Origin of the sequence: Aeromonas finlandensis (assembly GCF_000764645.1) — a bacterium.
Lineage (GTDB): Bacteria > Pseudomonadota > Gammaproteobacteria > Enterobacterales > Aeromonadaceae > Aeromonas > Aeromonas finlandensis.
Genome location: NZ_JRGK01000255.1, coordinates 1 through 594, shown reverse-complemented (window position 1 = coordinate 594; position 594 = coordinate 1). Strand labels below are relative to the sequence as shown.

Genomic DNA, 594 nt, shown 5'->3' with positions numbered 1-594 from the left:
GCCAATATGTTGAGATTAGCTTGTGCTAAAGCGTTATTGCTGAGGCATTCTTGAATACGATTATATTAAATTATAAATGGCCATTTAGGCACAGCTATAAACAGGTACTTGGTGCTTATATTCCGGTGCTGTTGCTGTAGGAATATCATGCGTTTTTGTCGAGTTGTTTTTTTGTTGAATGATAGCCGCCATAATGGCCAATGCAATTTCAGCTGGTGTTTTACTGCCTAATGGCAAGCCAATGGGGGCATGAATACGATTTAATTCTTGTGATGTTAATTCTGCAATGTCCTGCAGTCGTTGTCGACGTCGTTCACTATTTTTTGCTGAGCCCATGGCACCAATATAAAATGCTGGTGTATTGATAGCTTCCATCAACGTTAAATCATCCATTCGTGGATCATGTGTGAGTGCCACTATGGCTGTATTGGCATGGCACCCATTATCTTCAAGAAATTTTGCAGGAAATGTCTGTTGTAGTCTTATTTCAGGTTTGAGCTGTTCAGCTAAATTTTCCATTACATCAGGACGGTTTTCGCAAACTACAACTTCAAATCCTAAAGCCATAGCAAAATCAGCACAGTACAACGCCAC

At 40.1% G+C, this 594-nt stretch carries 1 protein-coding gene; it reads right to left on the bottom strand.

The features are described from left to right. Window positions 1-84: 84 nt before the first annotated feature. On the bottom strand, window positions 85-594 hold a 510-nt coding region (locus tag LD28_RS22515), incomplete at its 5' end, for an XdhC family protein (RefSeq protein ID WP_162182403.1).